Origin of the sequence: Variovorax restrictus, from assembly GCF_051216715.1 — a bacterium.
Lineage (GTDB): Bacteria > Pseudomonadota > Gammaproteobacteria > Burkholderiales > Burkholderiaceae_C > Variovorax.
On sequence record NZ_JBPJZH010000002.1, the window covers coordinates 739,006 to 761,811 of the forward strand.

Consider the following 22,806-nt stretch of genomic DNA (forward strand, 5'->3'; position numbering starts at 1 on the left):
GCGCATCAGCCCTTCGCCATTATTTCCTTGAGATTCAGTTTGCGGATCAGCTCGGTCTCCTGCCGGTACACCGACTGGACGTAGGTGCGGTAGTCCGGGCCGTCCTGGTACATGACCGGTGCGTCGATGCTCTCGGCCACCTTGCGGAAGTCGTCGCTCCGCACGGCCACGCGAAAGGCATCGCGCAGGCGCTTCTCCACGTCGGGCGGCAGGCCGGCCGGCGCGCCGATGCCGTTGGGTGCTTCCACCACGACGTCGAAGCCGAGCTCCTTTAGCGTGGGCGTGTCCTTGAAGCGGGGCGTGCGTGCTTCGCCCCAGGTCGCGAGCAGGCGCAGCTTGCCGCTTTCGACATGCGGCGCCCACGAGCTGCTGTCGGCCAGCATGTCGACCTGCTCGCCCAGCACGTCCTGCAAGGCCGCCGAGCCGCCCTTGTAGGCGATCGCGTTGAACTTCACGCCGGCGGCCTGTGCGAATTGCTCCATGCCGACGTGCGTGGCGCCACCGATGCCGGCGTGGGCGTAGGTGAGAATGCCCGGCTTCGCCTTGGCCTGCGCCACCACGTCCTTCAGCGACTTGAAGGGCGAATTGGCGGGCACGGCGATGCCGAAGGTCTGCCCCGAGGTGCGGGCGAGGTAGGTGAGGTCCTTGAGCGGATCGAGTTGCAAGGTGCCGAGTTGGGAGAAGCGCGTCACCGAGATCGGAATCTGCCCGATGGTGTAGCCATCGGGCTTCGCCGAAGCCATCGCCTTGGTGCCCAGCATGCCCGATGCGCCCGCGCGGTTCTCGAATGCGATCGGCTGCCCGAGTTCGCTCGCGGCGATCAGGCAGATGCTGCGCATCGATCGGTCGGCGGTGCCACCGGCCGGCCAGGGGCAGATGAAGGTGATGGGGCGTTCAGGGTAGCCGGCGGCAAATGCGCGCGCCGGTGCGATGGCCAGCGCGGCGGCGCTCAACCCGCCGAGCACGAAGTGGCGTCGCGCCACGGAAGTGGTGGTCTTCATCGTTGTCTCCAGGATTCTTGTTGGTTGGCGGGGTCGATTCTTCCGGAGAGAATCATTGCCTTCCAATGAAATAGAAGACTCGCTTCATGTCGTCGAGGTTATGAAGCGTTTCGACCGAGGAGACCTCCATGAGCGACATCGATCGTGTTCTGCGTTCCAACCTGAAGCTGCGACACCTGCAGATGCTGGTGGCGCTCGACCAGTTCAGGCACCTGGGCCGCGCGGCCGAATTCCTGTCGGTGACGCAACCGGCCGTCTCCAAATCCCTCGCCGAGATCGAGCGGATGTTCGGGCTGGCGCTCTTCGATCGCTCCACGCGCGGCACGGAGCCCACGCCTTACGGCGACAGCGTGGTGCGCTTTGCGCGCACGGTGCTGGCCGACTACGGCCGCACGCGCGACGAGATCGATGCGGTGGCCAGTGGTGCCGCCGGCCGTACCAGCGTCGGCGCAATGGTGGTGGCCATGCCGGTGCTGGTCGCACGCGCGGTCGAGATGCTCAAGACGAGCTCGGCCCTGACCACGGTGCTGGTGGAGGAGGGCGATCTGACGCGGCTCTTGCCCAAGCTGCGCCTGGGTGAACTCGACGTGTTCGTCGGCCGGCTCGAGCCCGGCTACGCGGCGCCCGACCTGGAGACCGAGGCGCTGTACGACGAGCCCATGACGGTGGTGGTGCGCCCCGGCCACCCCTTGCTCGACAAGCGCCGTCTCGGGTGGGCCGACCTCGCCCGGGTGCCCTGCGTGATGCCGCCGCCCTGGGCATCGCTGCGTGTGAAGCTCGACCAGATGTTCTTCCGGGACGGCGTCCACCCGCCGGCGGACATCATCGAGTCCGCCTCATTCCTCGCGCAGATGAGCTTCCTGTGGCAGCGCGATGCGGCGGCCTTCATGGCGCGCTCGGTGGCGCGGCACTTCGAGGCCGAAGGCAGCCTCAAGGTGCTGCGGCTCAAGGTGCCGATCGACCTGCCGCCGGTCGGCCTGATCACGATGCGCGGTAAGCGCCGCACGCCCAGCACCGAGAAGATGATCGGCTTCCTCCGTCAGGCGGCGAAGATGAAGTGATGCTCAGGGTCGGTGCGCGCGCTCAGCGCAGCCCGCCGCCCGCAGCGCCTTCCTGGCGTTGAATCAGCTCGATCTTGTAGCCGTCGGGGTCCGTCACGAAGGCGATCACGGTGCTGCCGCCCTTGACCGGGCCGGCTTCGCGCGTCACGTTGCCACCGGCGGCCTTGATCTTCTCGCAGGCCGCGTAGGCGTCGGGCACGCCCAGCGCGATGTGGCCGTAGGCGGTGCCCATCTCGTAGCTGTCGGTGCCCCAGTTGTAGGTCAGCTCGATCTCGGCCTGGGCCGGGTTGCCCTCGTAGCCCACGAAGGCCAGGCTGTACTTGTATTCGGGGTTTTCGGAGGTACGCAGCAGCTGCATGCCCAGCACTTGTGTGTAGAAGTCGATGGAGCGTTGCAGGTTGCCGACGCGCAGCATGGTGTGGAGGAGTCGCATCTCGTGGGTCCGGAAGGTTTTCGAAGCCGCCGATTGTGCGACGCCGGCCGCATGCGCGCGTGGGGAGGGGGCTTGCAAAGCCGATGGCCGGACCTCAGTTACCGCGTTGAACCACGAGACCCCGAGGCGCCCCATGACCGACACCCTGCACATCGTCTGCCCGCACTGCCACACCACCAACCGCGTGCGTGCGGACCAGACGGGCAGTGCCCCGGATTGCGGCAGCTGCCACCAGCCGTTGTTCACCAGCCATTCGACCGCGCTCAACGAATCCAGCTTCGAGCGCCATGTGGCGCGCAACGACATTCCCGTGCTGGTCGATTTCTGGGCGCCCTGGTGCGGGCCCTGCCGCCAGATGGCGCCGGGCTTCGAGGCTGCAGCGGCGCGCCTCGAGCCGCGCGTGCGCCTGGCCAAGGTCGACACCGAAGCCGTACCGGCGTTGGGCGCGCGTTTCAACATCCGCAGCATCCCGACACTGGCGCTCTTCCAGGGTGGCCGTGAGGTCGCGCGACAGGCCGGCGCCATGGGCCAGGCCGACATCGTGCGCTGGGTGGAGTCGCAGCTGCGCTGATCAGGCCGGGGACTTCTCGACCATCCGGCGCAGCTTGTTGGCGATGCGCTGCGGCAGCGTCCAGCCGTTGAGCCGTGCCATGCGCGACGAGCGCCAGCGCGTGATCTCGGTCGCCATCGAACCGCCCGTGGCATTGCCCTGGACGAGGGTGAAGAGCGCATCGGCGTAGTACCCCATCAGGCGGTCGTAGCGGAAGTGCGCCTGCCACGCCTGGGCCGCGCGCTCACCGATGGCGCGGTAGTCGTCGCCACGGGATTCGAGCACCGCTTGCAGCGACGACAGCTCCGCCTCGGGCACTCGCAGCGCGACAGCCGCCCAGTCAGGCCCTTTCGGCTCGACGAATTCGTCGGCGATCAGCACGGGGGCGACGCCGAGGGCCATGCTCTCGAAGATGCGCATGGACGCAGGGGCCCAGCCCCCCGGGCACAGCGAGAACCGCCCCGAGCGCAACAGCTCGACATAGTGGCGCTGCTCATCGGGGTCGTGGTTGAGCCAGCTGTCCGTCGATTCGACCTGGAAGGCCGGCGAACCCCCATAGAGGTCGATCAAGCCCTGGCGCAGCTTGCGGTTGGATTTCGGGTTGCCGCGCCAGGTGGCCAGCAGCGTGGCCGGCGGACGCGGGGTACCGGCGAAGGCCGCCACCTCTTCGTTCGGCTGCGCGAGAAAGGGCACGGCAGCGTGCAGCGCGGGGTCGAAGCGGCTGCGCCGCAGGCAGGTGTAGACGCCACGCAGCAGGCCGGCCGCTGCATCGTCCGTGTTCACGGTGAACACCTTGTACGCGAAGCGGCCCACCACCGGGTCGGCGACCAACCGGTCGACGTAGCGCCATTCCCTGAAGGCCCAGGGCTCGTGCAGGATCAGGGCATCGGCCGCCTCGACGTCCTTCACCTCGATGACACCGGGGCGTTGCAGCATCTCGGCGCGAAGGGCGTCGAGCAACGCAGTGTCGGTGCTGGCGAGGGGTGTGTCGGAAGGCGTGAGAAAGCAAAGCTTCATGCGTCGATGGCCCGCGCGGAGGACGGCCGAAGTCGTGGATTACCCCAATATAAGCGCAGCTTCCGCCCGGACTCGCTGCCGGCGCGAAGTCGATCCATTGGCCTACAGCCAGCGGGTCAGCCGTCCGTTGTGCATGGTCCCGATGCGGTCGGCCATCACCTGCGCCTCCTGCTCGTTATGCGTCACCAGCATGGCGGTCTGGCCCGCCTGTTTCAGGATGTCTCGCACCTCGACCGTCAGGCGCTCGCGCGTGGCGCCGTCGAGGTTCGAGAAGGGCTCGTCGAGCAGCAGCAGGGCCGGCGCCGGTGCCAGCGCACGCGCCAGCGCGATGCGCTGCTGCTGCCCACCCGACAGTTCATGCGGGAAGCGCGCACCGGCCTCGGCCAGCCCGACCAGCGTCAGCATCGCAGACACCCGTGCCTGTCGCTGCGCAGCCGTCGCACGGCGCAGCCCGAAGCCCACGTTCTGCGCGGCCGTGAGATGGGGGAACAACGCGTACTCCTGGAACATCATGCCCACGCGCCGCTGTTCCGGCGGCTGGTGGGTACCGGCCGCGGCGAGCAGCACGCCACCCAGTTCGATGCGCCCGGCGCGTACCGGCTCGAAGCCGGCGATGGCGCGCAGCACCGTCGTCTTGCCGCAGCCCGAGGGGCCGAGCAGGCAGCCGATCTGCCCGGCGTCCAGCGCGAGCGAGAAGCCGTGCACCACCGTGTGCAGGCCGCGGGCGCCGTCGTAGCCCAGCTGGAGATCTTGGATGAGCAGAGCGGCGGTCATGGGCGTGGATTGTCGTGGGCGATGGTGGGCGGCCGACGGCTGCCGGCCGGCGCCTGGCGGAACTGCGTGCGCGCCAGCAGCACCACCGGCAGCAGGCCGGCCGCCACGATGGCCAGCGCCGCGAGCGCGCCTTCCTCGTAGGTGCCGCGCGCCGCCTCGGCGTAGAGCCAGGTGGCGAGGGTGTCGAAGTTGGCGGGCCGCAGCAGCAGTGTGGCGGGCAGTTCCTTCATCGCGTCGACGAAGACCAGCAGCGCGCTGGCGCCGATGGCCGGCTGCAGCAGCGGCAGGTGGACGCGGCGCAGCGTGCCGGTCGCGTTCTCGCCGAGCAGGCGCGCCGCCTGTTCGAGCGCGGGGGGGATGCGCGCCAGGCCCGACTCGATACCACCCACCGGCATGGCGAGAAAGCGGATCACGCAAGCCACCACCAGCACCATGCCCAGGCCCATCAGCGGCAGGCCCGGCAGGCCGAGCCAGCCGGCCACTTGCGCATCGAAAGCCAGCGCCGGCGTGAGCAGACCGATGGCGAGCACCGTGCCCGGCAGGGCATAGCCGAGCGTCGCGGCGCGCGCCTGCCAACGTGCGGGGTTGGGGGTCGACGCCTGGCTGCGGGCCGTCCACGCGACCAACAGCCCAGCGGCCACCGCCAACACCGTGACGCCGAGCGCCAGCGCGATCGTGTTGCCGAGGCTGGTGATCAGCCCCCGCGAGATGCCCTGGCCGAGCTGCAGGCGTTTGATGCTTTCCCAGACCAGGTAGGCGGCGGGTGCGACGAAGCCAACGAGCACAGGCAGCGAGGCGGCGGCAGTCGCCAGCCACGCCGCCGCGCCGTGCAGCGGCCGCGGCTGCATGGGGCGCATGCGCTGCGCCGAGCCGAAGCGCCGGTGCCGCCGCCCGTGGCGCTCGAGCAGTACCAGCGCGATCACGACCAGCAGCATCGCGCAGGCGATCTGCGCGGCGCCCGCCAGGTCGGAGCGCGTGATCCACGTGGTGTAGACCGCCACCGTGAGCGTCTGGATGCCGAGGAATTCGGAGGCGCCGATGTCGTTGAGCGTTTCCAGCAGCGCCAGGCTCAGGCCCACGGCGATGGCCGGGCGCGCGAGCGGCAGCGCCACGCGGCGGAAGGCGCCGAAGCGACCCTCACCCAGCGTGCGCGCGGCCTCCATGAGGTGCGCCGGCTGCGTCATGAACATGGCGCGCGCCGTCATGTAGACGTAGGGATAGAGCACGACGCCGAGCACGAAGTTCGCACCACCCATCGACCGCAGGTCGGGCAGGCGGAACTGCCGCGGGCTGTCGTAGCCCAGCATCCAGCGGATCGCGCCCTGGACCGGGCCGATCGGGTGCAGCAGGTCGAGGTACGCGAAGGCGACGATATAGGTCGGCATCGCCAGCGGCAGCAGCAGCGCCCAGTGCAGCACGCGCCGGCCGGGAAAGTCGCAGCTGCTCACCAGCCAGGCGCAGCCCGTGCCGATCACCAGCACCATCGCACCGACGCCGGCCAGCAGCAAGGCCGTGTTGAGCGCGGCCTGCGGCAGCACGAACTGCAGCAGGTGCGCCCAGTGAGAGAAGTCGGCGCCCAGCGCCAGCCAGGCGAGCGACGCCACCGGCGCGAGTACGCCGAGGGCCACGAGCAGCGTGGCGATGCGCCAGAGCGGTCCGGCCGCGCGCAGGCCGCGCGGCGTGGCGGTCAGAACATGTGAAGGAACCGTCGCGAGCGCCCCGAGCTTGCGTCGAGGACCGGAGCCGCACTCACGTGCGGTGAGGACCGCAGGTGCGAGATGGGGGCGCGCAGCAGGTTCATTCACAGGTTCTCACCGGTCGAAGCCGACCTTGTCCACCAGCGCGCTGGCTTGCTTGCGGTACTTGGCGATCTCGGTGAGCGGCAGCGGGTCGACCTTCAGTTCACCGATGGTCTCGCCGATGATCGGGTCGAGCGCCACGCCCTTGCGCACCGGGTATTCGTAGTTGGCCTGCGCGTAGAGCGACTGGGCCGAGTCCGACACCAGGAACTCCAGCAGCTTCACCGCATTGGCGCGCTGCGGGGCGTTCTTCGCCACGGCCGCGCCGCTGATGTTCACGTGCGTTCCGCCGCTCTTGCCGTTCGCGAAGGTCGGCCGCACCACCTGGATGGCGTCGCCCCACTTGCGCGCGTCGCTGCCTTCCTTGGACGCCTTCATCTGGCCCACGTAGTACGAGTTGGCCAGGCCGATGTCGCAGATGCCGCCGAGGATGTCGCGGGCCACGTCGCGGTCGCCGCCGGTCGCCTTGCGCGCCAGGTTGGCCTTCACGCCGCGCAGCCATTGTTCGGCCTTGGCTTCGCCGTCGTGTGCGATCAGCGAGGCGACCAGTGCCGTGTTGTAGGGGTGCTGGCCGGCGCGGATGCAGACCTTGCCTTTCCACTTCGGGTCGGCCAGGTCCTCGTAGCGAAAGTTGTCGAGCTTCAGCCTCTTGTCGGCGTACAGCACGCGGGCGCGCATCGACAGCGCGAACCACTGGCCGTCGGTGCCTCGCAGGTTCGCCGGGATGGCCGATTCGAGCGCGGCCGACTTCACCGGCTGCGTCACGCCGCCGTCGACCAGGTCGAGCAGGTTGCCGACGTCGACGGTCATCAGCACGTCGGCCGGCGAGCGGGTGCCCTCGGCCTTCACGCGCTCGAGCAGGCCGTCCTTCACGAACACGGTGTTCACCTGGATCTTGGTGGTCGCGGTGAAGGCGGTGAGCAGCGGCTGGATCAGGCCCGGCTCGCGCGTTGTGTAGAGCGTCAGTTCGTCCGCGGCGTGCGCGGGCAGCGCCGCGGCGGCCAGGCAGGCGGTGGTGGCAACGGAAGCGAAAAGGCTCAGGGCGCGCGGCGTGCTGCGGCCCGTCGCGCGGCGGCGGTCGGTCATGGAAGGTCTCCTGGATGGGCGAAGGTCGGCACGGCCGGCCCTGACGGGCACGGCGTGTTGCCTATACGAATCATTATCAATGAACTCGCGGGCCCAGGGGCCATTGAGCCTACGGGCGGTCGCTATTTGGCCGCTGGCTCGTCTGGCGGTGCGGCCTTGAAGCGATCGCGCGTGCGCACATAGAACTCGCCCCCGAAACGGCCGACGGGGAAATAGTTGTCGAGGTCGACCCGCCATGTGGTGGCGTCGACCAGGCCTTCCCGCACGTGCAGCCAGCGCACCTGGCCGATGAAGACCTTGCGGCTCTCGGTTTCCATCTTCTCGAACAGCGTGCACTCGAAGGCCACGGGTGTCTCGGCGATGCGCGGCGGCGCCACCGCCGTGCTCGGCAATGTGGTGAAGCCGACCACCGCCGTTTCGCTCACATGCGGCGGATGTTCGACGCTGCACTGGTGCATCTGCCACGCCGTCGCCTCGTCCGCCAGGTGCACCACGAATTCGCCGGTGCGCTCGATGTTGCGCGCGGTGTCCTTGAGCGACTGGTCGCTGCGGCGGTTCATGCTGATCATCACGATCGGCGGCTCTTCGCCGACCATGTTGAACATGCTGATCGGCGCCGCGTTGACGGTGCCGTCGGGGCCGAGCGTGGTCACCAGCGCGATCGGGCGCGGCACGATGAGGCTCGCCATGAGTTTGTAGCGCTGGTATTCGGTGAGGGTGGCGAAGTCGATGTGCATGGGAGGCGTGGAGTCGTAGCGACCTGGAGACCAGCAAGTTCGGTGCCGCGCGCACTCGCGTGCGCTCAGGCTGCCTTGCGCGTCAGCTCGAACACCAGACAGGTCGTGGTCGCATGCGCGTACAGCGTGCCGTCGGGGCCGAGCACGCGCGCCTCGGCGGTGGCGAGCTGGCGGCCGCAGTGGATCACCTTGCCTTCGGCCCGCACGCGCTGCACCTTGGGCGTGACCGCCTTCACATAGTTCACGCCGAGTTCGGCCGTGGTGTAGCTGCGGCCCACCGGCATCATCGTGTGGATGGCGCAGCCGAGCGCCGAGTCGAGCAGGGTGGCGATCCAGCCGCCATGGATCGTGCCCAGCGGGTTCAGGTGCTGCGCCAGCGGCGTGCCCTGGAACACCGCGCGCCCGGCGCTCGCTTCGATGATGGTGAAGTCCAGCGTCTTGGCGATCGCGGCATAGGGGATCTCGCCGTCGATCATGGCCTGCATCACCTCGAGGCCGGTCTTGTCGGCGATCTCGTCGAAGCGTGCGACGCCCGGGCCCGGGCCGGCCTCGAGCTTCTGACGGACCACGCGTTCTTCGGCGATCCAGGTGTCGAGTGGGGTGATGTCTGCCATCGAATCTCCTTACTAATGTATATGCAATAGTTGCAGCTACAATCATATGTCATGAACACCGCCATCAAGCCGCAGGGCTGTACCAGTTCAAAGGTTCGCCAACTCGCCCGTCGCCTCGCGCAGCACTACGACGCCGAGGTGATGCAGTGCGGGCTGAAGACCACGCAGTACTCGCTGCTGAGCCACGTGGTCGGCCTGGGGCCGATCCGGCCTGTCGACCTGGCCGAGCGGATGAAGATGACAGCGTCGACACTGAGCCGCAACCTGCAGCCGCTGGTCACGGCCGGTTGGCTGGTGCTGGCGCCCGGCGCCGATGCGCGCAGCCGCCTGGTGCAGGCGACCGAGGCCGGCATCGCCAAGCGGCAGGAAGCCCAGCGCCACTGGAAGGCGGCGCAGCAGAAGCTCAACGCGCAACTGGGCATCGAACGCGTGGCCGCGCTGCATGCGCTCATCGACGATTCGCTGGCCTTGCTCGCGCCCGACGCCGACGCGCTGGACTGACGCGTTCGCACGACCTCTTCGTCTCACTCCCCCTCGTCCCCGTCCACCGCCCACGACCATGTTCGCTTCACAGCTCTCCGCCTGGCTGCAACGCCGCGGCATCCACTACGGCTGGATCGTCGCCGCCGTCACTTTCCTCACCATGCTGATGATGTCGGCGGCGCTCGGCTTGCCGGGCGCGATGATGCAGCCGCTCGGCAAGGAGTTCGGCTGGAGCACCGAGCAGGTGTCGTCGGCGCTGGCCTTGCGTTTCGCGCTGTTCGGCCTGATGGGCCCGTTCGCGGCGGTGCTGATGGAGCGCTACGGCCTGCGCGCCGTGATGTGCACCGGCCTCGCGCTGGTCGGCTTCGGCATGGCGATGGTCACGATGGCCTCGCAGCTCTGGCAGCTGTTCATCGTGTGGAGCCTGATGCTGGGCATCGGCACCGGCATGACCGCGCTGGTGCTCGGCGCGGTGGTCGCCAACCGCTGGTTCGTGGCGCGCCGCGGGCTGGTCATCGGCGCGCTGGCGGCGAGCGCAGCCACCGGGCAACTGGCCTTCCTGCCGGTCGCGGCGTGGATGATCGAGCACTGGGGCTGGCGCTCCGCTGTCGTGCCGGTGTTCGTGGGCGCCATCGCAATCGGGCTGCTGGCGCTGGCCTTCGTGCGCAACAGGCCGTCCGACCTTGGCCTGCTGCCCTTCGGCCAGACCCCGAGGGAAGCGGCTGCGCTGCCGGCCACACCGGCCACGGCCATGAACTGGCGCACGCCTTTCGTGGTGCTGCGCGAGGCCGCGTCGAACCGGACCTTCTGGATCCTGGCCGGGACCTTCTTCATCTGCGGCCTCAGCACCAACGGGCTGGTGCAGACGCACTTCATCTCGCTGTGCGGCGACAACGGCATGGGCGCCATACCGGCCGCGTCGGTGCTGGCGATGATGGGTGCCTTCGACTTCGTCGGCACCATCCTGTCGGGCTGGCTGTCCGACCGCTACGACAACCGCAAGCTGCTCTTCTGGTACTACGGCCTGCGCGGGCTCTCGCTGTTCTGGCTGCCGCATTCGGATTTCACGATCTATGGCCTTGGCCTGTTCGCGATGTTCTACGGCCTCGACTGGATCGCCACCGTGCCGCCGACCGTCAAGCTCGCCGGTGCCGCCTTCGGCCCGCAGAAGGCCGGCATGGTGTTCGGCTGGATCTTCGCGGCCCACCAGCTCGGCGCGGCGACCGCGGCCTATGGCGCGGGCGTGGCGCGCACGCTGCTGCTGACCTACACGCCGGCGCTGTACGTGGCGGGCGCGGCCTGCCTGCTGGCGGCGGTGCTCGTGCTGGTCATCCGCCGGCCCGCTGCGTCGGGTGGCGCGCGGTCGCCGTCACCCGCCGCTTCGCGCGCCTGAGGCCACCATGAACACCACGACTGCTACCACTGACACGCCACCGGCCCCGCCGCTCGCACCGCGCACGCGCCTGCTCCTCGAAGGGCCGATCGTCCCTACGCTGCTGCGCCTGGCCGCGCCCAACGTGCTGGTGATGGTCGCGCAGGCCGCCGTCGGCCTGATCGAAACCTACTTCGTCGGCAAGCTCGGCACCGACGCGCTGGCCGGCATGGCGCTGGTGTTCCCGATCGTCATGCTCATGCAGATGACCTCGGCCGGCGCGATGGGCGGCGGCATCGCGTCCGCCGTCGCACGCGCGCTGGGCGCGCAGCGGCGCGACGAGGCCGACGCGGTGGCCGTGCATGCGATGGTCATCGCGGCGGGCTTCGGCATCGTTTTCATGCTCGCGCTGCTCGTCGGTGGGCGCTGGCTGTATGCGTTGATGGGCGGCACCGGCGCGTCGCTCGAAGCGGCCCTGACGTATTCCCATGTCGTGTTCGCCGGCGCGGTGCTGGTGTGGGTCTTCAACTCGCTCGCGGCCGTGATCCGCGGCACCGGCAACATGTCGGTGCCGGCCAACGTCACGGTCGCCGGCGTGGTGGTGCTGATCCCGCTGTCGCCGCTCTTGATCTTCGGCTGGGGCCCGATCCCCGGCATGGGCATCGCGGGCGGTGCGGTGGCGCTGCTGCTGTACTACCTGTTGGGCATCATCGCCTTGCTGGTCTACATGGCATCGAGCCGCAGCCTGCTCAAGCTGTCCTTCTCGACCGTGCGGCTGCGCTGGCCGATCTTCCGCGGCATCCTGCGCGTGGGCCTGATCTCGTCGATCGCGACGGTGTCGACCAACCTGTCGATCGGCATCGCGACGGCATTGGCCGGCCACTTCGGCCCCGGCGCCATTGCCGGCTACGGCACGGCCTCGCGGCTCGAGTACCTGCTGGTGCCGCTGATCTTCGGCCTGGGCGCGCCGCTGCTCGCCATGGTGGGCACCTGCATCGGTGCGGGCCAGCGCGAACGGGCGCTGCGCGCGACCTGGGCCGGCGCGGGCATCGCCTTCCTGCTGGCCGAGTCGATCGGGCTCGCCGCTGCCTTGTTCCCGCGGCCCTGGCTGCTGCTCTTCGGCAACGACCCCGCAATGCTCGAGGCCGGCACGCAGTACCTGCGCGCGGTCGGGCCGCTCTACGGCTTCTTCGGTGTCGGGCTGGTGCTGTACTTCGCCTCGCAGGGCGCGGGGCGGCTGCTGTGGCCGGTGACCGGCAACCTGATGCGGCTCGCGGTCGCCGGGGCGGGCGGCTGGCTCGCACTGCGGCTCAGCGGGGATCTCGGCCACGTCTTCGTCGCGCAGGGCGTGGCGCTCGTCGTGTACGGCGTGGTCATCGCTTCGGCCATCGCGGGCGGGGGCTGGTTCGGCCGCGTCGGCTGGCCGCGCACGCCGTCACGGCTGATGCAACGCCTGGCATCGCCGTGACGCGCCGGCCTTCTTCCCCGTCCCTTTCATCACTCTGAAAGCCCACCATGCAACTCAAGGACTCCGTCGTCTTCGTCACCGGCGCCAACCGCGGCCTCGGACTCGCCTTCGCCCAGGCTGCGCTCGCCGCCGGTGCGCGCAAGGTCTATGCGGCGGCACGCGATCCGGCCAGCGTGACGCTGCCGGGCGTGGTGCCGATCCAGCTCGACGTCGGCAACGCAATGCAGGTCGCGGCCGCGGTTCGCGACTGCGCCGACGTCACGCTGCTGGTCAACAACGCAGGCATCTCGATGGGGTCGAGCTTCCTCGCATCGCCCGATGCGATCGCCGCGGCACGTGCCGAGTTCGAGGTCAACTTCTTCGGCCCGTGGGCGCTGGCCAGCGCGTTCGCGCCGGTGCTCAAGGCCAACGGCGGCGGCGCGATCGTGAACGTGCTGTCGGCGCTGAGCTGGGTGTCGTTCCCGAGCGTGGCCACGTACAGCGCATCGAAGTCGGCCGCCTGGTCGCTCACCAACGGCCTGCGCAACGAGCTGCGCGCGCAAGGCACGCAGGTGGTCGCATTGCACGTCGGCTACATGGACACCGACATGACGCGCGGGCTCGATGCGCCCAAGTCGTCGCCGGCCGACGTGGCGCGGGTCACGCTCGAAGGCGTGGAGGCCGGTGCGTTCGAAGTGCTGGCCGACGACATTAGCCGGCAGGTCAAGCAGAGCCTGTCGTCGGCGACACCGGCGTACGCGGGCTGAGCACAGCTCAGCGGCTGGCCGCGGGCGCTGGCAGCAGGCGCCGCAGCGACTCGAAGAACAGGTCCGACTGCTCGCGCTCGCTCTGCACCTGCGCGGCGACGCGCGCGGCCAGCGCGGCGTTCACCGGCGCGAGCGGCCGGCCGGTCGACTGCGCGATGACCTGGTGCAGGCAGGCGCGCTCGAGGTAGTAGAGGTCGTCGTAGGCATGCGCGAGGGTCGCGCCCGCCACCACGACGCCGTGGTTCGCTAGAAAGGCCACGTCCTTGCCGGCCATCGCACGGGCGATGCGCTCACCCTCGGCATCGTCGAGGGCCAGGCCGTTGTACTCGCCATCGATCGCGAGCCGGTCCATGAAGCGCATCGCGTTCTGGCTCAGCGTCGGGTCGAGCGCACGGTCGGCCGTGAGCGTCAGCGCCGTCGCGTACGGCGAATGCACGTGCAGCACCACCGCGTGGCCGGTGATGCGGTGGATCGCGCCGTGGATGAAGAGGGCGGTCGGCTCCACGCGGTGGCGGCCGGCCAGCACCGCGCCGTGCACATCGATCAGCACGATGTCGTCGGGGCCGACCTCGCTCCAGTGCAGGCCGCGGGGGTTGATGAGATAGCGGTCCTGCGCGCCCGGCAGCATCACGCTGAAGTGGTTGCAGACGCCCTCCGACAGGCCATGGTGCGCGGCGGCGCGCAGCGCGAGCGCGAGGTCTTCGCGCAACTGCCGCACGCGCGGGGTGGCGTACTGCGCGTCGGCGCTTTCGGGGAGGGCGGTGTGAACGGTGTCTTTCATGGGTGAGCCTTCAGGTCCGTATGGCGCCGTGCCATGCCGCGACGAATTGCAGCGCGGCGTCGCGCACCTCGGCGGCGGGCTTGCCGGGCTTGTACAGGGCCGAGCCGATGCCGAAGCCGGTGGCGCCGGCGGTGCGCCAGGCGTCCATGTTGGCCGGCGAAATGCCGCCGACCGGCATCAGCGGCGTGCCCTTGGGCAGCACGGCCAGCCAGGCCTTGAGCACGGCGGGGGAGGCCGCTTCGGCCGGGAACAGCTTGAGCCCCGTCGCGCCCGCGGCCAGCGCGCCGAAGGCCTCGGTCGGCGTCGCCACGCCGGGCAGGCTGACCATGCCCAGGCGGCCGGCCTCGGCCACCACCTCGGCGTTGAAGTTGGGCGCGACGATCAGCGCGCCGCCCGCGGCATGCACGTCGCGCACCTGCTGCGCCGTGAGCACCGTGCCGGCGCCCACCAACGCGTCGGGGAAGCGCTGGCGCATCAGCGCGATGCTCTCCAGCGGCTGCGGCGAATTCAGCGGCACTTCGAGCAGGCGGAAGCCGGCGTCGACCAGCGCGTCGCCCACCGCTGGCGCCTCGGCGGGCGTCAGACCGCGCAGGATGGCGACCAGCGGGAGTTGCCGCACGGCGGCGTGGAAGGTGTCGAGGGGCGTCATGGTCATCCGGTGTTCAGGGGTTCAGGGTGCGGGACAGGGCTTGCAGGCCGGCCCAGGTGGCCTCGGCCCCCAGCGTCCGGCTGGCCACGCCGCTGGCGTGCAGCGCGAGTTCGTAGCGCCGCGTGAGCGCCGGTGCGCCGATCAACACCACCTCGCCCCTGGCATGCAACGACTGCGTGCGCAGCTCCTCGCCGATCAGCAAGCCCGACAGATAGCTCGCCAGGTCCGCCGCGCTCATGCGGCCGAACAAGGACAGCGTGCGCGCCCCGAAGGCGTTGTGCAGCAGGCCTTCGTTGTTGCCGGCCTGCGTCACGCCGAGCAGGAAGGCGGCTTCGTCGAGCGGCGCCTGCGTGTCGATGGTGCGCGACAGGATCGAGTGGGTGCCGAGCAGCGCATAGAACTCGCCCGTCATGAAGGTGCGAAAGCCGATGACGCGGCCATCGTTCACGCGGGCCCACTTGTTGTGGGTGCCGGGCAGCACGAAGAGTCCGTCGCGCCGGCCGGTCAGCGCCATGGCGCCGAAGATCTGCACCTCCTCGCCGCGCATCACGTCGGGCACGCCGCTGTGCTCGATGCTCAGGCCGGGCACGAGCGCGATGCGGTCGCCGTCGATCGGGATGACTTTCGCCGCGATGTCGGCCAGGCCCGCCGGACAGGCGCAGTACGGTGCCTCGACCCAGCCCTGTTTGCTGCCGGCCATGCCGGAGATCAGACAGCGCGGGTGGCCCGGTGCGCGCATCCAGTCGCCCACCAGCGATTCGAACACTGCGCCGAATTGGCCGGCCGGCACGCTCAGGATGCCGCGCGGGGCGCTGCGCTCGTCGAGCACACGGCCGTCGGCATCGAGCAGTGCGCCGCGCAAGGAACTGGTGCCCCAGTCGATCGCCACCAGGTTCATGCCGTGTCTCTCATCGTGTGGTCGGGAGGGACGGATGATAAGTGCCGCGGCGTTGCGCCACCGGCTGTGCGGGCATCGATCGCGCCCGCGTGTCTCCCGTTGGGAGGAGACGAGACCTGGCCGCGTGGGGCTGGTCCGGGCGGACGCGGCCTGTCACGCTGACCTGGCCCTCGCTGTTTCTCGAACGACCCGATCCACCCGCCAAGGAGTTCCCATGAAAACTGTCTTTGTTGCCCTGAGCCTTGTCTGCGTCCAGATGTCGGCCCTCAGTGTGGCGGCGCAAACTGCATCCACCGACCCGGTGCGCGTCGAGCGCAAGCAGGAAGCGCGGCAAGCCGCGCGCACACCGCTGCTGGGCGAAGGCTATCCGCAGCCCGATCCGCGCGCCAAGGTGAGTCCGCAAGACAAGGCCCAGGCGCGGGCCGAACGCCGCAAGAACGCGGCAGTTGCCGCCAAGGAGTCCAACCCGGGCGAGCTCTACACCACGGTGCCCGAGGCACGCCCGAAGGTGCCCAGGAGCGAGCGCACGGCCGCCCGTGTGGCGCGCAACGCGGAGGTCTCGCGCGCGGTCAAGGCGGGCGAGATCAAGCCGATCGGCGAAGGCAGCAAGTGACAAGGGCGCGCTCGGCGCGCCCATGAAGCAGAGGAAAAGAGAAAGGGCGCCGAAGCGCCCTTTCTGCTGGTCGATCGACGGAGGTCGATCAGCGGCCGTAGGAACGGCCGCCGCCGCCGCCGTAGCCGCCACCCGAGCGGCCGCCACCACCGCCGCCGCCGGAGCGGTTGCCGCCGTAGCCACCACCACCGCCACCACCGCCGGTGCGGCGACCCCGGCCTGCGCCGAAGGTCGCGTCGACGCTGGTGCGCAACGGATCGGGCTGGCCGGCAACGCCGCCAGTCACGGCTTCGGCGCGCAGGTGCGCCACCTGGTTGGCCTGCGTCGGGCTGTGGCTGTTGCCGTGATGGCGAGGCTGACGCTCGTCGCGCGGCTGGCGCTCGTCGTGCGGCAGACCTTGCGGCGCGCGCGACGGGCCTTGCGGGCCGCGACCCGGGCCTTGCGGACGCGGGCCCTGGCCACGGGCGCCCTGGCCCTGACCACCACCGCCACCGCCGTTGCGGGCGCCTTGCGGGGCACCGCCACCGCCACGGCGCTGACCGCCGCCACCGCCGCCACCGCCGCCACCACCGCCGCCCGAGCGTTCGCCCTGGCCGGCCTTGTTGTCGCGCACGCGTTGCAGCATCTCGGTGCGGGCGGCCTTCGCGGCGGCCTGCATCACGTCACGGCTCGGCGGACGGCCGGCGCCGCCCCAGATCGTCTGGCGACCCATGGCGATCGGTTCGGCGCGTTCGCCTTCTTCGGGGCCGAAGCCTTCGACCGTCACGACCGGGATCTGCTGCTTGGTGAAGCGCTCGATCTCCTGCATGAAGCCTTCCTCGTCCAGGCAGACCAGGCTCACGGCTTCGCCGCTGTTGCCCGCGCGGCCGGTGCGGCCGATGCGGTGCACGTAGTCTTCGCTGACGTTGGGAATTTCGTAGTTCACGACGTGCGGCAGCTCGTCGATGTCGATGCCGCGCGCGGCGATGTCGGTGGCCACCAGTGCGCGGATGTCGCCGCTCTTGAAGCCGGCCAGCGCCTGCGTGCGGGCGCTCTGGCTCTTGTTGCCGTGCAGCGCCATCGCCTCGATGCCGTTCTTGGTCAGAAATTCGGCGACGTTGTTGGCGCCGAACTTGGTGCGCGTGAACACCAGCACCTGGCTCCAGTTGTGCTCGTTGATGATGTGCGCGAGCAGCGCCTTCTTCTTGCCGCGGCCCACGGGGTGGACCACCTGCGTGATGCGCTGCACCGTGGTGTTGCGCGGTGTCACCTGGATGCTCTGCGGGTTCTTCAGCAGGTTGGCCGCCAGGTCGCGGATCTCGTCGCTGAAGGTGGCCGAGAACAGCAGGCTCTGCTTGTCCTTGGGCACCAGCGCGAGGATCTTCTTCACGTCGTGGATGAAGCCCATGTCGAGCATGCGGTCGGCTTCGTCGAGGATGAGGATCTGCACCTGCGACAGGTCGAGCATGCCCTGCTGCTGCAGGTCGAGCAGACGGCCGGGCGTCGCCACCAGGATGTCCACGCCCTTCTTGAGCTTGCTGATCTGCGGGTTCATGCCGACGCCGCCGAAGATCACGGTGGAGTCGAGTTGCAGGTACTTGCCGTAGGTGCGCACCGATTCCTCGACCTGTGCGGCGAGTTCGCGGGTGGGGGTGAGCACCAGGGCGCGGATGCCGATGCCGCCGAACTTGTTGGTGGCGCTGCGGCTCATGGTGAGCTTGTGCAGCATGGGCAGCGTGAAGGCCGCGGTCTTGCCGGTGCCGGTTTGGGCACCGCCGAGCAGGTCGTGCCCGTCGAGCACCACGGGAATCGCCTGGGCCTGGATGGGCGTGGGCGTGTCGTAGCCGTGCTCGAGCACAGCCTTCAGGATGGCCGGGGCCAACTTCAGATCGTCAAAGGTCATTTGGAAGCAATAGCGCCTTGCACGGCGCAGTGGCATCGGCCTTCCAAGCACCCTTTGCTGGGGTGGCGTGGTCAGTTCAGGCAGATGAATCAAGGGTGGGAGCCGAGAGCTGTCGCATCGCGATGCTGAAGCCTTCTTGTCCCCGGCAGAAAAGCCGTTGTTGCGGGCAACTGGACCCGGCAACAGGCGCAATTGTCGCATGAGTCGATAATCGACGGTTTGCCGCGCCCGATTTTCTCGGCCGCCCGCGCAACCACCCTGACCCAACGCAAGTACACAGATGGCCCAATACGTCTATTCGATGAACCGCGTCAGCAAGACCGTGCCGCCTAAGCGGCAGCTCTTGAAGGACATTTCGCTTTCGTTCTTCCCCGGCGCCAAGATCGGCGTGCTCGGCCTCAACGGCTCGGGCAAGTCGACCTTGCTCAAGATCATGGCCGGTGTCGACAAGGAGTACGAGGGCGAGGCGTTGCCCATGCCGGGCATGACGATCGGCTACCTCGAGCAGGAGCCCAAGCTCAATTCCGAGCACACCGTCCGCGAATCGGTGGAAGAGGCCATGGGCGCCGTGTTCGCGGCCAAGGCCCGCCTTGAAGAGGTGTACGTCGCCTACGGTGCCGAAGACGCCGACTTCGACGCGCTGGCGGCCGAGCAGGCCGAGCTCGAAGCGATCATCGCCACGGCAGGCACCGATTCCGAGCACCAGCTGGAAATCGCGGCCGACGCACTGCGCCTGCCGCCCTGGGACGCGAAGATCGGCCTGCTGTCGGGGGGCGAGAAGCGCCGCGTGGCCCTGTGCCGCCTGCTGCTGTCCAAGCCCGACATGCTGCTGCTCGACGAGCCGACCAACCACCTGGACGCCGAATCGGTCGAGTGGCTGGAAGTGTTCCTGCAGCGTTTCTCCGGCACCGTGGTCGCCATCACCCACGATCGCTACTTCCTCGACAACGCGGCCGAATGGATTCTGGAAATGGACCGCGGTCGCGGCATTCCATGGAAGGGCAACTACAGCACCTGGCTGGAGCAGAAGGGCGAGCGCCTGGCGCAGGAGCAGAAGGGCGAAGAAGCCCATGCCAAGGCGCTGAAGAAGGAACTCGAATGGTCGCGCCAGAACCCCAAGGCGCGCCAGGCCAAGAGCAAGTCCCGTCTCGCGCGTTTCGAAGAGCTGAGCGACATGGAATACCAGAAGCGCAACGAGACGCAGGAAATCTTCATTCCCGTCGCCGAGCGCCTGGGCCAGCAGGTCTTCGAGTTCCACAACGTCAGCAAGTCCTTCGGCGACCGCATGCTGATCGACAACCTGAGCTTCACCGTACCACCGGGCGCGATCGTCGGCATCATCGGCCCGAACGGTGCCGGCAAGTCGACGCTGTTCAAGCTGATCGCAGGCAAGGAGCAGCCCGACACCGGCGAAGTCGTCATCGGCTCCACCGTGCGTGCGGCCTTCGTCGACCAGCACCGGGACGAACTGGCCAACCAGAAGACCGTGTGGGAAGACATCTCGAACGGCCTGGACATCATCAACGTCGGCAAGTTCCAGATGGCCAGCCGCGCCTATGCCGGCCGCTTCAACTTCAACGGCGCCGACCAACAGAAGAAGGTCGGCACGCTGTCGGGTGGTGAGCGCGGTCGCCTGCACCTGGCCAAGACGCTGATCGCGGGCGGCAACGTGCTGATGCTCGACGAGCCGTCGAACGACCTGGACGTGGAAACCCTGCGCGCGCTGGAAGACGCCTTGCTCGAATTCGCCGGCACCGTGATGGTCATCAGCCACGACCGCTGGTTCCTCGACCGCATCGCCACGCACATCCTCGCGGCCGAAGGCGACAGCCAATGGACCTTCTTCAACGGCAACTACCAGGAGTACGAAGCCGACAAGAAGAAGCGCCTGGGCGAAGAAGGCGCCAAGCCGAAGCGCATGCGCTACAAGGCGCTGAAGTAGGCCTTCTCCTGCCGTGGCGGGGCGACATCCGTGAGAGACTGACCGTCATGAAAACCGCAAGCGTTCTCCTGTTGAGCCTCCTGGCCGGCGTCTCCCTCGCGCAGGCCGAGGAGGTGAAGGTGCCGATCGACAGCGACGACAAGCGCATCATCTACGTCGCCCCCGACGTCGCGCCGACAGGCAGCACGGTCGTCACCAACGGCGCCACCGTCGGCATGCAGCGCCCGGATGGCAGCACCACCTACGGTGGCATGAACACGGCCGGGGATCGGCCGACGTACTCCGTCGGCGCCAGCACCGGCGGCGACACCTCCTTCTCGGCCGGCGTCTCGTCGGATGGTCGCAAGGAAAGCGCCGGCGTCAAGGCCGGCGTCAAGATCAAGTTCTGACTCGGGGCTGCGGCAGGCTCACGCCGCCGCCCTCGCCAGCCCGCCGACGCTGGCCTGCACGCGCTGGCGCACCGCCGCGATGTTGTTGCGCAGCGCATAGAGCTCGTCGGCATACGACAGTGGCACGGCCACCTTGTTGACACGTCGGTCGAGGTCGTCGAGCTTCGTCAGCAATGCATCGTGGTCGCCCTTGGCCGATTCCAGTTGCGTCTCGATGTCGCGCAGCTGCCCATACCAGCGGAACACGCGCGAGCGCACCCTGAACTGGTAGAGCGGCGGCACCACGCGGCTGAGCGGCAGCATCAACACCACCAGGCCGCCCAGCACCAGCCACATGCGCTCGATCAGGTTGCTGGCCCAGAAGGGCAGGTAGCGCTGCCAGAAGGGCGGTGTGCCGTTGATCGCGCGGTCGCCCTCGGGGCTCACGGGCAGCTCGCTGGTGCGGGTGTTGGGGAAATCGCGTGCGCGGTTGAACCAGCCGGCATCGCCGTGCAAGGTCTGTGCGCTCTGCGCAAAGAGTTGGCGCAGGGCAGGGTGCGTCTCTTCGCGCGCCAGCAGCGAGGTGGTGGCGGCCAGCATCGAGACGTCGTGCGTCGGCACATCGCGCGCCAGGTCGACCACGCCCCGCGGCAGTGTGACGGCCGACAGGAAAGCGAAGCGGCGCGAGTAGGCGTCGCTCTGCGCGAGGTCCATCAGCGCGATGCCCGGCGCGCGCAGCAGCTGCTGCACCTGCGGCGACTGCGGGGCCGAGGCCAGCACGATCACGTCGAGCAACCCGGCCTGCAGGGCCTCGGTCGCTGGTGTCTGCTCCAGGTTCGACAACTGCAGTGCGCTCGCGTCGAGGTGGTTGGCGCGCAGCATGCGCTCCATGATCTCCGGCACGCCGCTGCCCGGCTTGTCGACGTTCACGCGCAAGCCCTTGAGTTGGGCGATGGATTCGAGCGTGCCCGTCTTGCGGTTGACCGTGCGCGCCGCATCGCTGCGGTAGAAGATCCACAGCGGCTCGTAGAACAGGCTGCCCAGCGAGCTGAGGCCGGCCTCTTCGTCGGCCACCACGTCGGCGCTGCCGCCGCGCACGAAGCCCACGTCGGCCGTGCCGTTGCGCAGCATCTGCAGGTTGTCCGACGAGCCTTCGCTGGGCTTGAGGATGACCTCGATGCCGTTGGTGGCCAGGGCGCGCGCGTAGCGCTGGCCGAACTCGGCATACGCGCTGCCGGCCGGGCCGGTGGCCAGCGTCACGCGCTTGGGCGGCTGAGGCTGCAGCCACCAGTACGCCGCGATCAGCAGGCCGATCACCAGGAAGACCACGGGGCCTGCCGAGGCGATGAGGTCGCGGATCGACAGCAGGATCAGCTTGAGCGTTTTGGGCATGGACATCGTGGGTTCGCGGTCGTCGCTGTCGTGAGGGGGTCAGGTACCCGCGAGGTCCGCCGCGCAGGGGATGTGCCAGTCGCCCAGGGTGAGCGCGCGCGCCGCGCGTACCGCACGCACCGTGGCGATGGCCACCACCTCGGCGGCCATGGCGCTGAGCACGGTCATACCCGGCGCGGCGCCGTCGAGCGGCACGCGGCCGGTGGCCAGCGCGAACAGCGTGTCGCCATCGCTCATGGTGTGCACCGGGTTGATGCTGCGCGCGAGCCCGTCGTGCGCCACCATCGCCAGGCGGTTGGCCTGCACCTTGGTCAGCACTGCGTCGGTCGCGACCACGCCAATGGTGGTGTTGGTGCCGGCCAGCAGCGGCTTGGGCAACTCGCCGCGCATCAGTGCGCGGCGCGTGTCGAGCAGTGCGCGGCCGTCCACCGTGCGCGCGCCGGCCACCACCTGCGCCGTGTCGGGGTCGATCACGTCGCCCAGCGCGTTGCAGGCGATCAGTGCGCCGACGGTCACGCCGCCGACCGTGATCGATGCGTTGCCGATGCCGCCCTTCATCGCGCGGTCGACGCCGAAGAGCTTGCCCACCAGTGCGCCGCTGCCGGCGCCCACGTTGCCTTCGGCCGGCGTCTGCGTCGATGCGGCCTCGCAGGCCGCGTAGCCGGCCGCGGCGTCGGGGCGGATGCGCGCGTCGCCCATCGGCAGGTCGAACAGCACCGCGGCCGGCACGATCGGCAGCGTGCCGAAGCGTACGTCCATGCCGATGCCGCGTTCTTCCAGCCAGCGCATCGCGCCCTCGGTGGCCGCCAGGCCCCAGGCGCTGCCGCCGGCCAGCATGATGCCGTGCACCTGCTGCACCAGGTTGCCGGGCGCGAGCAGGTCGGTTTCGCGCGTGCCCGGTGCGGCGCCGCGCACGTCGACCCCGCCGACAGCGCCCTCGCGCGTGAGGATCACGGTGCAGCCGGTGGGGCGGCGGGGGTCGCTGAAGTGGCCGACTTCGATGCCGGCGACATCGGTGAGGCTGCCCGCGGAGGGCAGGGAGGTGAAAGCGGCAGAAGACATCGGGCGGGATGATACGGCCCGCAGCACCTGGGCCCCGGCGCGGTTGAGGCGCTGCTTCGACGGCTGAGAGCGGCCGGC

Annotated in this window: 23 protein-coding genes; 9 read left to right on the forward strand and 14 right to left on the reverse strand. The window is 69.3% G+C overall.

Annotation, left to right across the window (positions count from 1 at the left end; genetic code table 11):
* Positions 1 to 5: 5 nt before the first annotated feature.
* Positions 6 to 1,001, reverse strand: a complete 996-nt coding sequence (locus ACSFA0_RS18110) for a tripartite tricarboxylate transporter substrate binding protein (RefSeq protein ID WP_435451644.1) — start codon at positions 999 to 1,001, stop codon at positions 6 to 8.
* 128 nt (positions 1,002 to 1,129) lie between these two features.
* On the opposite strand from ACSFA0_RS18110, the gene ACSFA0_RS18115 reads away from it, so the two are divergent.
* Entirely contained in the window at positions 1,130 to 2,062 is a 933-nt protein-coding gene (locus ACSFA0_RS18115; protein ID WP_435451645.1) for a LysR substrate-binding domain-containing protein, read from the forward strand.
* A 22-nt stretch (positions 2,063 to 2,084) separates the two neighbouring features.
* Here ACSFA0_RS18115 and gloA read toward each other — a convergent pair whose 3' ends face one another.
* A complete protein-coding gene (gene gloA, locus ACSFA0_RS18120; RefSeq protein ID WP_435451646.1) occupies positions 2,085 to 2,495 on the reverse strand; it encodes a lactoylglutathione lyase in 411 nt (136 codons plus the stop codon).
* 133 nt (positions 2,496 to 2,628) lie between these two features.
* Here gloA and trxC point away from each other — a divergent pair, with 133 nt between their 5' ends.
* Positions 2,629 to 3,066 (forward strand): thioredoxin TrxC, encoded by a 438-nt coding sequence (trxC, locus tag ACSFA0_RS18125; RefSeq protein WP_435451647.1) that lies wholly within the window; start codon positions 2,629 to 2,631, stop codon positions 3,064 to 3,066.
* Here trxC and ACSFA0_RS18130 read toward each other — a convergent pair whose 3' ends face one another.
* The 6 genes from ACSFA0_RS18130 to ACSFA0_RS18155 all read right to left on the reverse strand — a co-directional run bounded on the left by ACSFA0_RS18130 (position 3,067) and on the right by ACSFA0_RS18155 (position 9,072).
* Positions 3,067 to 4,062, reverse strand: coding sequence for an exostosin domain-containing protein (locus ACSFA0_RS18130; protein WP_435451648.1), 996 nt, complete (start codon positions 4,060 to 4,062; stop codon positions 3,067 to 3,069).
* 102 nt (positions 4,063 to 4,164) lie between these two features.
* Positions 4,165 to 4,836 (reverse strand): ABC transporter ATP-binding protein, encoded by a 672-nt coding sequence (locus tag ACSFA0_RS18135; RefSeq protein WP_435451649.1) that lies wholly within the window; start codon positions 4,834 to 4,836, stop codon positions 4,165 to 4,167.
* Positions 4,833 to 6,527: an ABC transporter permease gene (locus ACSFA0_RS18140; RefSeq protein WP_435451927.1), complete on the reverse strand. Its 1,695-nt coding sequence runs from the start codon at positions 6,525 to 6,527 to the stop codon at positions 4,833 to 4,835. Before ACSFA0_RS18140 ends, ACSFA0_RS18135 begins: the two co-directional genes overlap by 4 nt.
* Before the next feature lie 120 nt (positions 6,528 to 6,647).
* Entirely contained in the window at positions 6,648 to 7,721 is a 1,074-nt protein-coding gene (locus ACSFA0_RS18145; protein ID WP_435451650.1) for a Fe(3+) ABC transporter substrate-binding protein, read from the reverse strand.
* A 122-nt stretch (positions 7,722 to 7,843) separates the two neighbouring features.
* Entirely contained in the window at positions 7,844 to 8,458 is a 615-nt protein-coding gene (locus ACSFA0_RS18150) for a flavin reductase family protein (RefSeq protein ID WP_435451651.1), read from the reverse strand.
* A 65-nt stretch (positions 8,459 to 8,523) separates the two neighbouring features.
* Positions 8,524 to 9,072: a PaaI family thioesterase gene (locus ACSFA0_RS18155; RefSeq protein ID WP_435451652.1), complete on the reverse strand. Its 549-nt coding sequence runs from the start codon at positions 9,070 to 9,072 to the stop codon at positions 8,524 to 8,526.
* A gap of 51 nt (positions 9,073 to 9,123) precedes the next feature.
* On the opposite strand from ACSFA0_RS18155, the gene ACSFA0_RS18160 reads away from it, so the two are divergent.
* Genes ACSFA0_RS18160 through ACSFA0_RS18175 form a run of 4 tightly spaced genes read left to right on the forward strand, consistent with a single transcriptional unit; the run spans position 9,124 to position 13,141 of the window.
* Entirely contained in the window at positions 9,124 to 9,573 is a 450-nt protein-coding gene (locus ACSFA0_RS18160; protein ID WP_435451653.1) for a MarR family winged helix-turn-helix transcriptional regulator, read from the forward strand.
* Positions 9,574 to 9,631: 58 nt separating this feature from the next.
* Complete coding sequence (locus ACSFA0_RS18165; RefSeq protein ID WP_435451654.1) at positions 9,632 to 10,948, forward strand: MFS transporter; 1,317 nt, start codon at positions 9,632 to 9,634, stop codon at positions 10,946 to 10,948.
* Positions 10,949 to 10,955: 7 nt separating this feature from the next.
* Positions 10,956 to 12,395 (forward strand): MATE family efflux transporter, encoded by a 1,440-nt coding sequence (locus ACSFA0_RS18170; RefSeq protein ID WP_435451655.1) that lies wholly within the window; start codon positions 10,956 to 10,958, stop codon positions 12,393 to 12,395.
* Positions 12,396 to 12,442: 47 nt separating this feature from the next.
* Positions 12,443 to 13,141 (forward strand): SDR family oxidoreductase, encoded by a 699-nt coding sequence (locus ACSFA0_RS18175; RefSeq protein WP_435451656.1) that lies wholly within the window; start codon positions 12,443 to 12,445, stop codon positions 13,139 to 13,141.
* 7 nt (positions 13,142 to 13,148) lie between these two features.
* Here ACSFA0_RS18175 and ACSFA0_RS18180 read toward each other — a convergent pair whose 3' ends face one another.
* The 3 genes from ACSFA0_RS18180 to ACSFA0_RS18190 are packed head-to-tail and all read right to left on the reverse strand — an operon-like array spanning position 13,149 to position 15,469.
* On the reverse strand, positions 13,149 to 13,922 hold the full coding sequence (locus ACSFA0_RS18180) for an aldolase (protein WP_435451657.1): 774 nt from the start codon (positions 13,920 to 13,922) through the stop codon (positions 13,149 to 13,151).
* Positions 13,923 to 13,932: 10 nt separating this feature from the next.
* On the reverse strand, positions 13,933 to 14,577 hold the full coding sequence (locus ACSFA0_RS18185; protein WP_435451658.1) for a 2-dehydro-3-deoxy-6-phosphogalactonate aldolase: 645 nt from the start codon (positions 14,575 to 14,577) through the stop codon (positions 13,933 to 13,935).
* Positions 14,578 to 14,584: 7 nt separating this feature from the next.
* Positions 14,585 to 15,469, reverse strand: coding sequence for a 2-dehydro-3-deoxygalactonokinase (locus tag ACSFA0_RS18190; protein WP_435451659.1), 885 nt, complete (start codon positions 15,467 to 15,469; stop codon positions 14,585 to 14,587).
* 214 nt (positions 15,470 to 15,683) lie between these two features.
* Between ACSFA0_RS18190 and ACSFA0_RS18195 the strand changes: the two genes are divergently transcribed.
* Positions 15,684 to 16,082, forward strand: coding sequence for a hypothetical protein (locus ACSFA0_RS18195; RefSeq protein ID WP_435451660.1), 399 nt, complete (start codon positions 15,684 to 15,686; stop codon positions 16,080 to 16,082).
* A gap of 88 nt (positions 16,083 to 16,170) precedes the next feature.
* Here the strand turns inward: ACSFA0_RS18195 and ACSFA0_RS18200 are convergent, their stop codons facing one another.
* On the reverse strand, positions 16,171 to 17,964 hold the full coding sequence (locus ACSFA0_RS18200; protein ID WP_435451661.1) for a DEAD/DEAH box helicase: 1,794 nt from the start codon (positions 17,962 to 17,964) through the stop codon (positions 16,171 to 16,173).
* A 280-nt stretch (positions 17,965 to 18,244) separates the two neighbouring features.
* On the opposite strand from ACSFA0_RS18200, the gene ettA reads away from it, so the two are divergent.
* Positions 18,245 to 19,906 (forward strand): energy-dependent translational throttle protein EttA, encoded by a 1,662-nt coding sequence (gene ettA / locus ACSFA0_RS18205; RefSeq protein ID WP_435451662.1) that lies wholly within the window; start codon positions 18,245 to 18,247, stop codon positions 19,904 to 19,906.
* A gap of 47 nt (positions 19,907 to 19,953) precedes the next feature.
* A complete protein-coding gene (locus ACSFA0_RS18210) occupies positions 19,954 to 20,295 on the forward strand; it encodes a hypothetical protein (protein WP_435451663.1) in 342 nt (113 codons plus the stop codon).
* Positions 20,296 to 20,313: 18 nt separating this feature from the next.
* Here ACSFA0_RS18210 and ACSFA0_RS18215 read toward each other — a convergent pair whose 3' ends face one another.
* Both ACSFA0_RS18215 and ACSFA0_RS18220 read right to left on the reverse strand, forming a co-directional pair.
* Positions 20,314 to 21,672, reverse strand: a complete 1,359-nt coding sequence (locus ACSFA0_RS18215) for a TAXI family TRAP transporter solute-binding subunit (RefSeq protein WP_435451664.1) — start codon at positions 21,670 to 21,672, stop codon at positions 20,314 to 20,316.
* 33 nt (positions 21,673 to 21,705) lie between these two features.
* Entirely contained in the window at positions 21,706 to 22,728 is a 1,023-nt protein-coding gene (locus ACSFA0_RS18220; protein WP_435451665.1) for a P1 family peptidase, read from the reverse strand.
* Positions 22,729 to 22,806: the final 78 nt, after the last annotated feature.